Genomic DNA, 8,928 nt, shown 5'->3' with positions numbered 1-8,928 from the left:
GCGCTGCTCGGAGCAGCGCTCCCCGCGGTCGCCCCGGCCGCGGCCGGAGGTGCCACCGGCGCGTTCCTGGCGATCGAGTGGACCGCGTTGGCGTTGAGCGGGCTGGGCGGGAACGTGGTCTACGGCGTGGTCGGACTGGCGCTGGTCGGGACGGCGGGGCGTCGTCTGCACCCGCTGGTGCGGCTGGTGGGCCTCGCGGCGTTCGCCACCGCGATCGTCAGCGGTGTCGGCCTGGTGGCGGTGCCGCACTGGTTCGGTCCGATCGTCGGCGTGAGCATCGGCTTCTTCGTCGCGTTCGCCGTCGGGTTCGGCTGGCAGCTGGCGGCGTCGCGTCGCGCCCAGCCCGCGGCCGAGGCGACGGTCCGCCGGGCGGTCCGTGCGCTCGTCCCGCTGCACCCGATCTCGTTCACCGCCCAGCTCCGCCACCTGGTCGCGGTGGAACTGGCTTGTGATCCGTCACGCGTCGCGCCGCTGCTGCCCCCAGGTCTGGTGCCGTCGCGCCGCGACGGGCGGGCGCGGATCATCCTCCTCGGGGCGGTGACCCAACGGGCGCGCATCGCTGGCCTGCCACGGCCGCTGGGGATGGCGGCGACCCCCACCGTCGTGCTGCAGGCCGAGGCGGTCGACCACAGCGGTGAACGCGTGGCGACCTACCTGCGCGGCTGGGCGGACGGCACCTTCGGGGCGGCGGCGATGCACTGGCTGACGGAACTACAGCTGTCGCGCGTGGATCTTCAGGTGCGCGCGACCGAACGGCAGTGGATGGCGCGGGGATCGGCAGGTTCCGTCCGGTTGAAGCTGGAGACCGATCCCACCGCCACCGGTGTCGACGGCGCGTTCCCGGCCGTCGCCGACGTGGCGCCCGGCGTGGCGCTCGTGGCCCGTGGCGGGCGCCTGGCCGAGGTCCCGATCCGCATCAGCGGCGCCCAGTCACGCCCCGCACGGGTGACCGCGCTCGGTGTCCCGTTCCTCGACCGGCTCGACGCGCACGTGGTGGGCGCGGCGTTCCTGGGCGATCCGGTGGTGGCCACCGGTCGGGCGCGTTGGCGCTGAGCCGACTCAACGGGTCTCGATGTCGATCACGAGCCGCTGCGGGTCATCGAGGCGCGCGACCCGGTAGGGGCGGACGTCCCGCAGCCCGACGAAGAACTCGTGGTGACCCTCGTAGAGGACATCGTCGAGGATCTCGACGATCACGTCGGTGTCCGTCGGCCGGATCCGCCGGGGACCTTGGCGGGGCTCGGCCGGCGCGTCGCCGGGGTAGGCGATGCCGATCAGCGTGATCTTCAGCACCGCGTCACCCTCGATCGAGACCGGGTGGCCGGATCCCTGCGAGCGTGGGTCGTCGTCGTACAGGATGCGCCACCCGACGTCCCCCTCCCCCGCGATCTCGAAGGTGAGGCGGTCGAACGTGTCGTGCCCGCTGACACGGAGGTCGGTGACCACGAGCATCACACCGTCGGGGTCCTGCGTCACGGTTCCGGTGGTGGCCGGCCCGGGCACCATCGGTGGCGCGTGCGTCTCGGCCGGCGATGGGCTCTGAGTCTGCTGTGGGGACGCCCCGTCCGTGGTCGGCGACGGCGACCCCGTGGCATCTGTCGGGCCCGGCGAGGTGATCGCCACCTCGGCGCCGTCCCCGTTCCCGCACGCGGACACGGCAACCACCAGGGCGGCGAGGATCGTCGCGGGCCGTGTTGTTCTCACGATGAGGTTTCCTGTCGCGACGGATGGACCGACCCGGGGAGCCGAGGCGCAAGCGTCCGTCCGGCCCGTCGCTTCGACCCGCCATCGTGGCCAGTATGGGAGGCGGGGGACCTTTCGCCAACCGCGGTGGCCTGTGGTTTCCTGACCGTCTGACGACAGGAGGTCCTGTGACACGGGTGCTGTCGGGGATCCAGCCGACCGGGGACCTCCACCTCGGCAACTACCTGGGAGCGGTCCGCCGCTGGGTCGAGCACCAAGACCGCGTTGACGGTTTCTTCTGCATCGTTGACCTGCATGCCATGACGGTCCCGCACGATCCGGCGGAACTGCGCGAGGACACCCTGCGCCTGGCGGCCATACTGTTCGCCGCTGGACTCGACCCCAACCGTTCGACGATCTTCCTTCAGAGCCACGTCCCCGCGCACGCGGAGCTGCAGTGGCTGCTGAACTGCGTGGCGTCCATGGGGGAACTGAACCGCATGGTGCAGTGGAAGGAGAAATCGGCGGGGCGGGACTTCGTCAGCGTCGCGCTGTTCGGTTATCCGGTGCTGCAGGCAGCCGACATCCTGCTGTACCAGGCCAACCAGGTCCCCGTGGGCGAGGACCAGCGACAGCACATCGAACTCACCCGCGACCTCGCCCAACGCTTCAACCATCGTTTCGGGAACGTGTTCACGATCCCGGACGCCGCCATCCCCGAGGCCGGGGCGCGAGTCATGGACCTGCAGCTGGTCGACAAGAAGATGTCCAAGTCCCTCGACAGCCCCAAGGGGACCATCAACCTCACCGACACGCCGAAGCAGATCACACGGAAGGTCATGGCGGCGGTGACCGACAGCGGGAGCGAGATCCGAGCGGCGCCCACCAAGCAGGGCATCACGAACCTACTGGATCTGATGAGCGCCGTGACCGGCGAAGACGTCGCGTCGCTGGAGGAACGCTTCGCGGGTCGTGGATACGGGGAGTTCAAGAAGGAGGTCGCCGAAGCAGTGGTCGAGCTGCTACGGCCCGTACAGGACCGCTACGAGCAGCTGGCCGGCGACCTCGGGCAGCTGCAGGGGCTGCTGGCCGTCGGAGCCGACAGAGCCCGCGAGGTGGCATCTGCGACGCTCGCCGCCGCCAAGGACGCAGTCGGGCTGGTCCCCCCGGTCGGGGAGCGGTGGACCGACGTGGCTCTCCCGGAACCCGAGCAGGACACCTCGCCGGCGTGGTGAGCCCGCGTCAGATGTAGCCGCGCAGCGTCGCGGCTTCGGCGACCCGGTCGACGGCGAGCGCGAACGCGGCCTGGCGCAGCGACACCCCTTTCCGCTGGGCGAAGTCACGCACCTCGCGGTACGCACGCGTGAGCCGCTTGTGCAGCCGGGCGTTGACCTCCTCCTCGTCCCAGCGGAACTCCTGGACGTTCTGCACCCACTCGAAGTAGGACACGGTCACGCCGCCGGCGTTGGCGAGGATGTCCGGGATGACGGTGACCCCGTTGTCACCGAGGATGCGGTCGGCGGCCGGGGTGGTGGGGTGGTTCGCACCCTCCACCACCAACTTCGCCTGCACACGGTCGGCGTTGTCGACGGTGATCACCTCACCGAGGGCGGCGGGGATCACGATGTCGACGTCGAGGAACAGCACGTCGTCGCGGTCGAGCGGCTCGCCGCCGGGGAAGTTCGCCACGGAACGGGTGTCTTGGACGTGGCTGGAGAGCTTGTCCACGTCCAGGCCGTCACGGTTGAAGACCCCACCGGCGGCGTCGGAGACCGCCACGATCCGGTAGCCCGCGTCGCGCGCCAGCCGTGCGGCCCACGACCCGACGTTGCCGAAGCCCTGGATCGCCACCGTCAGCGACCCGTTCAGGCCCGCGTCGCGGACGGCTTCGTTGGTCAGGGTGACCACCCCGCGGCCGGTCGCAGCCTCACGGCCGTAGGAGCCACCCAGCGCGATCGGCTTGCCCGTGACGATCTGCGGGGTGTGACCCATCCTGCGGCCGTACTGGTCCATGATCCACGCCATGACCTGCGCGTTGGTGTTGACGTCCGGAGCGGGGATGTCGCGGGTGGGCCCGATGATGTGGCTGACCTGCTCGGTGTAGCGGCGGGTCATCCCCTCCCGCTCCCGCGTTGACATCCCCGTCGGATCGACCTCGATCCCCCCCTTGGCGCCTCCGAACGGCAGCTCCACCAGGGCCGTCTTCCACGTCATCAGCGACGCGAGTGCGCGCACCTCATCGATGTGGGCGGTCGGGTGGTACCGCAGACCGCCCTTGTACGGCCCGCGCGCACCGTTGTGCTGCACCCGGTAGCCGACGTACAGGTCGACGGTCCCGTCGTCGCGGCGGACCGGGACCTGCACGCGCAGCTCGCGGTAGGTGCCGCTCAGCGCCTCACGGACGGCAGCGCGCAGGCCGACGACGTCAGCCGCTTCCTCGAAGAAGTAGTTGACTGCCTCGAAAGGCGTCATCGCGTCGCGCACCTCGACCACCGTGATCTCCCGTCCGGGTCCCGCATCCATGGTGGCAGCCGACCGCCCCAGGCGGGCCGGGCCGGACGCCCGTCCGGGCAGCGCGCCGGGCGGGGTGCGCGTCAGGGTCCCGGAGCACCTCGGGCGCGATCGACCGCGACGAAGGCGTTGCTAGCCTCGTCGCGCCGTTGGAGGAGAAGATCGTTGCCGACGCCAACGCCGACCGAGTCGGCGCGCATCGACCCGACGCGGCGTGCGCCGAGGAAGGAACCGCGCCGCATCCGCCGGTCGTTGTGGCTGCTGGAGCTGTACCGGTCGGCGCTCGGCAAGAAGTACGTCATGGCGTTGACCGGGATCGTGCTCCTGGCGTTCGTCCTCGCCCACATGATCGGCAACTTCAAGCTGTACGTGGGCGAGGACGAGATGAACCACTACGCGGAGTGGCTCCGCGGGCTGATGGTTCCGGCGCTCCCCGAGACCGTGTTCCTGTGGATGATGCGCTCGGTGCTGATCGCGTCGTTCGTCTTCCACGTCCACGCCAGTTACGCGCTGTCGGTGATGAACCGACGAGCGCGCACGGTCCCGTACCAGTCGAAACGCGACTACGTCGCGGCGAACTTCGCGGCACGGACGATGCGCTGGAGCGGGGTCATCGTCGGCTTGTTCGTGCTGTTCCACCTCGCCGACCTCACGTGGGGGTTCGCCAACCCCGGCTTCGAGCGCGGAGAGGTGTACGACAACGTGGTGGTCAGCTTCTCGCGCTGGCCGGTCGCGCTGTTCTACATCGCGGCCAACATCGCGCTCGCCTACCACATCTACCACGGAGCGTGGAGCCTGTTCCAGAGCATGGGATGGAACACCCCTCGCTTCAATCGGTGGCGGAACGGCTTCGCGGTGACGTTCGCGGTGGTGATCGGCGTCGGTAACGTGTCGTTCCCGATCGCGGTGCTGGGGGGGCTCGTGCGATGAGCGAGCAGCCCAGCCGTCCCCCCTCGTCGGAACGTCACCGGCCCGCCGGCCCGATCTCCGAGGACGCCCCGTCCGAGCTGCCGACGCGGTCGCCAGATCAACCACCGGGGTCGATGTCACAGCCCGGCCCGTCCGGCGACGTGCTCGACGGCCAGATCCCTCGCGGACCTCTGCACGAGAAGTGGGACAACCACCGGTTCGACATCAAGCTGGTCAACCCGGCGAACAAGCGCCGGTTCACGATCATCGTGGTCGGCACCGGCCTGGCCGGCGCGTCCGCCGCCGCGACGTTGGGTGAGCTCGGGTACAACGTCGAGGTCTTCACCTACCACGACTCCCCGCGTCGCGCACACTCCATCGCGGCGCAGGGCGGCATCAACGCGGCCAAGAACTACCGCAACGACGGCGACTCGATCTGGCGGCTGTTCTACGACACGATCAAGGGAGGCGACTACCGCTCGCGGGAAGCCAACGTCTACCGGTTGGCGCAGCTCAGCCTCGAGATCATCGACCAGGCGGTGGCGCAGGGTGTGCCGTTCGCCCGCGAGTACGGCGGGCTGCTGGACACCCGATCGTTCGGCGGCGCCCAGGTGTCGCGGACGTTCTACGCCCGTGGGCAGACCGGCCAGCAGCTGCTGCTGGGCTGCTACCAGGCGATGCTGCGGCAGGTCGACGCCGGCACGGTCAGGCTGCACACCCGTCACGAGATGCTCGACGTGGTGGTGGTCGACGGGCGCGCTGTCGGCGTCGTCGTCCGCGACCTGCTGACCGGCGAGATCACGTCGCACTCCGCGCACGCGGTCGTCCTGGCCACCGGCGGCTACTCCAACGCCTTCTTCCTGTCCACCAACGCCGTCAACAGCAACGCGACCGCGATCTGGCGGGCCCACAAGAAAGGCGCGCTGTTCGCCAACCCCTGCTTCACGCAGATCCATCCCACCTGCATCCCCCAGTCGGAGGAGTTCCAGTCGAAGCTGACCCTGATGAGCGAGTCGCTCCGCAACGACGGGCGGATCTGGGTCCCGGCGGATCCCGGCGACGACCGGCCACCCGAGCAGATCCCCGACGACGAACGCGACTACTACCTCGAGCGCATGTACCCGGCGTTCGGCAACCTCGTCCCGCGCGACGTCGCCTCCCGCGCCGCCAAGCGCATGATCGACCAGGAACGCGGAGTCGGTCCGCTCGACAACGGCGTCTACCTGGACTTCGGCGACGCCATCCGGCGTCTGGGGCGCGACACGATCGCCGACCGCTACGGCAACCTCTTCCAGATGTACGAGCGCATCACCGGTGACGACCCCTACCAGGTCCCGATGCGGATCTACCCGGCGCCCCACTACACGATGGGCGGCCTGTGGGTCGACTACAACCTGTCGACCACCGTCCCGGGGCTGTACGCGATCGGCGAGGCGAACTTCTCCGACCACGGTGCCAACCGGTTGGGTGCCAGCGCACTGATGCAGGGTCTGGCCGACGGTTACTTCATCATCCCCACCACGATCGGGGACTACCTCGCACCGCTGCTGGGAGAGGCCCCCGTCCCAACCGACCATCCGGAGTTCGAGCGGTCCCAACGGACGATCCGCGACCAGATCGACCGGTTCCTGTCGCTCAAGGGCACCCGTTCCGCGGCGTGGTTCCACCGGGAACTCGGCCGGATCGTGTGGGAGCACTGCGGGATGGTGCGCAGCCGCCCCGGCTTGGAGAAGGCCATCGCGGAGATCCGGGGACTGCGCGACGAGTTCCGCAGCGACCTGCGGGTGCTCCCCGAGACCAGCGAGACCCTCAACCAAGCGCTCGAGCGGGCGGGGCGCGTCGCCGATTTCTTCGAGCTCGCCGAGCTGATGTGCATCGACGCACTGCACCGCGAGGAGTCCGCCGGCGGGCACTTCCGCGAGGAGTACCAGACGGAGAAGGGCGAGCCGCAACGTCGCGACGACGAGTTCTCCTACGTCGCCGCATGGGCGTTCGACCGGGTCGGGGGATGGGACCTGCACACGGAGGACCTGACCTTCGAGTACGTCGAGCTCAAGACGAGGACCTACGAGTGACCGAACCCGGTGCCAGCAAGAGCGCTGCGGCCAGCGACGGCATGCGGATCACCGTGCGCGTTTGGCGCCAGGCCGGTCCCTCCGCCCCGGGGCGGTTCGAGACGTACGTGGCCGACCGGGTCAGCGGGGAGATGTCGTTCCTGGAGCTGCTCGATCAGATCAACGAGGGCCTGATCAGCGACGGCGACGAGCCCATCGCCTTCGACAGCGACTGCCGGGAGGGGATCTGCGGGTCCTGCGGCATGATGATCAACGGGCGGGCGCACGGCCCCTTGACCGCCACAGCCACCTGCCAGCTGCACATGCGTCACTTCCGCGACGGCGACGAGATCGTCGTCGAACCGTGGCGCGCGTCGGCGTTCCCCGTGATCAAGGATCTGGTGGTCAACCGCAGCGCCCTCGACCGGATCATCGAGGCCGGCGGCTACATCACGGTGAACACCGGCTCGGCGCCGGAGGCGAACCTCGTCCCGATCCCCAAGGACGTTGCCGACCGAGCCTTCGACGCGGCTGCGTGCATCGGGTGTGGGGCGTGCGTGGCCGCGTGCCCCAACGGTGCGGCGCAGCTGTTCACCGCCTCGAAGGTGTCCCACCTCAACATGCTCCCGCAGGGTCAGGCGGAGCGGTACTCGCGTGTGGCGAACATGGTCGAGGTGATGGAGGAGTACTTCGGGTCGTGCACGAACTTCGCCGAGTGCGAGGTGGCGTGCCCCAAGGCGATCTCGATCGACTTCATCGCGATGATGAACCGTGACTACCTCAAGGCACAGTTCAACATCCGCCGCAAGCATCAGGCGTGACCACCAGCGAGCAGCTCGCCCGGTCCGCACAGGGCTGGCTCGACACGCTCGACGACGCGCGCCGACAGCAGGCGAGCAGGCCGTTCGACGACACCCGCCGGCAGTGGGCGTACACGCCGGGCCGCAGGGACGGGGTCGCGTTCGCCGGCATGCGACGTGACCAGGCCAAGGCCGCGCACCGGCTCCTGTCCAGCGTGCTCCGACCCCACGTCCACGCGCAGGTGGCCGCGATCATGGGGCTCGAGGACGTGCTCGACGGCTTGGAGGATGGCTGGCGGGACCGTCACGCCGGCGACTACTGGATGATCGTGCACGGCGAGCCGGGCGCCGCCGCGTGGGGCTGGCGGTTGGAGGGCCATCACGTGTCGCTCAACGTCACCGTGGCGGCGGGCGATGTGCGCTGCGAACCGTTGTTCCTGGGCGCCAACCCCGCACGGCTCGCCGCCCCTGGCGGGACGGCTTGTGAGCCGCTCGGCCGCGAGGAGCAACTCGGGTTCGCGTTGCTGTGGGCGCTCCCACCGGGCCTACGCGATCAGGCCTGGGTCTCGATGGACGCACCCGGGGACATCCTCACCGATGCCGCGGGGCAGCTGGACGGCAGCATCGATGCGCAGGGTGTGGCGCTGGGGGCGTTGGCCGGTGAGGCCGACCGCCTCGCCGACACCCTCCTCGCGGTGTACCTGGAGCGGATGACGGGCGGTGGCGACACGCTGCGTGACCGGATCGCCGCCGGACGGGATCAGCTGCGGTTCGCGTGGGCCGGCGGCGACCAGCCGGGCGAGCCCCACTACTACCGGCTGCAAGGGTCCCGGCTGCTGATCGAGCTGGACAACACCCAGAACGACGCCAACCACGTCCACACGGTCTGCCGAGATCCCGTCGGCGACTTCGGGGACGACCTGCTCCGTGCGCACATCCGAGGCGGACAGACCCCCGACGACGCGTGAATT

General features: G+C 69.8%; 8 protein-coding genes. 6 read left to right on the top strand and 2 right to left on the bottom strand.

The genetic code is table 11. The features are described 5' to 3' along the window. Positions 1-1,053, top strand: a 1,053-nt coding sequence (locus M3N57_12200) for a DUF2071 domain-containing protein (GenBank protein MDP9023431.1), incomplete at its 5' end; no start/stop codon positions are given. Positions 1,054-1,059: 6 nt separating this feature from the next. On the opposite strand, the gene M3N57_12195 is transcribed toward M3N57_12200, so the two are convergent. After that, positions 1,060-1,476, bottom strand: a complete 417-nt coding sequence (locus tag M3N57_12195; GenBank protein ID MDP9023430.1) for a hypothetical protein — start codon at positions 1,474-1,476, stop codon at positions 1,060-1,062. Between the two features lie 395 nt (positions 1,477-1,871). Between M3N57_12195 and trpS the strand changes: the two genes are divergently transcribed. Then, positions 1,872-2,918: a tryptophan--tRNA ligase gene (gene trpS, locus M3N57_12190; GenBank protein MDP9023429.1), complete on the top strand. Its 1,047-nt coding sequence runs from the start codon at positions 1,872-1,874 to the stop codon at positions 2,916-2,918. A gap of 7 nt (positions 2,919-2,925) precedes the next feature. Here the strand turns inward: trpS and M3N57_12185 are convergent, their stop codons facing one another. Further along, positions 2,926-4,155, bottom strand: a complete 1,230-nt coding sequence (locus M3N57_12185) for a glutamate dehydrogenase (GenBank protein MDP9023428.1) — start codon at positions 4,153-4,155, stop codon at positions 2,926-2,928. Positions 4,156-4,359: 204 nt separating this feature from the next. On the opposite strand from M3N57_12185, the gene M3N57_12180 reads away from it, so the two are divergent. The 4 genes from M3N57_12180 (at position 4,360) to M3N57_12165 (ending at position 8,925) form a co-directional block, all read left to right on the top strand. Further along, positions 4,360-5,124: a succinate dehydrogenase cytochrome b subunit gene (locus M3N57_12180; protein ID MDP9023427.1), complete on the top strand. Its 765-nt coding sequence runs from the start codon at positions 4,360-4,362 to the stop codon at positions 5,122-5,124. 113 nt (positions 5,125-5,237) lie between these two features. Further along, the gene (locus M3N57_12175) at positions 5,238-7,178 is read left to right on the top strand and encodes a fumarate reductase/succinate dehydrogenase flavoprotein subunit (GenBank protein ID MDP9023426.1); all 1,941 of its coding nucleotides are present in this window, start codon (positions 5,238-5,240) and stop codon (positions 7,176-7,178) included. Between the two features lie 41 nt (positions 7,179-7,219). Continuing rightward, positions 7,220-7,978 carry a succinate dehydrogenase/fumarate reductase iron-sulfur subunit gene (locus M3N57_12170; protein MDP9023425.1) on the top strand — a complete coding sequence of 253 codons (759 nt, stop codon included), beginning with the start codon at positions 7,220-7,222 and terminating at the stop codon, positions 7,976-7,978. Then, a complete protein-coding gene (locus M3N57_12165) occupies positions 7,975-8,925 on the top strand; it encodes a DUF3500 domain-containing protein (protein MDP9023424.1) in 951 nt (316 codons plus the stop codon). Before M3N57_12170 ends, M3N57_12165 begins: the two co-directional genes overlap by 4 nt. Positions 8,926-8,928 lie beyond the last annotated feature (3 nt).

It is taken from the genome of Actinomycetota bacterium (genome assembly GCA_030776725.1).
Lineage (GTDB): Bacteria > Actinomycetota > Nitriliruptoria > Nitriliruptorales > JAHWKO01 > JAHWKW01.
The sequence above is the reverse complement of the archived record's forward strand: the minus strand, read 5'-3'. Positions and strand labels throughout refer to the sequence as shown.

What these genes read in the sequence shown, in the direction of transcription:
- M3N57_12185 (MDP9023428.1), bottom strand. Translation starts at nt 4,155, where the DNA reads ATGACGCCTTTCGAGGCAGTCAACTACTTCTTCGAGGAAGCGGCTGAC.
- M3N57_12175 (MDP9023426.1), top strand. Translation starts at nt 5,238, where the DNA reads ATGTCACAGCCCGGCCCGTCCGGCGACGTGCTCGACGGCCAGATCCCT.
- M3N57_12170 (MDP9023425.1), top strand. Translation starts at nt 7,220, where the DNA reads ATGCGGATCACCGTGCGCGTTTGGCGCCAGGCCGGTCCCTCCGCCCCG.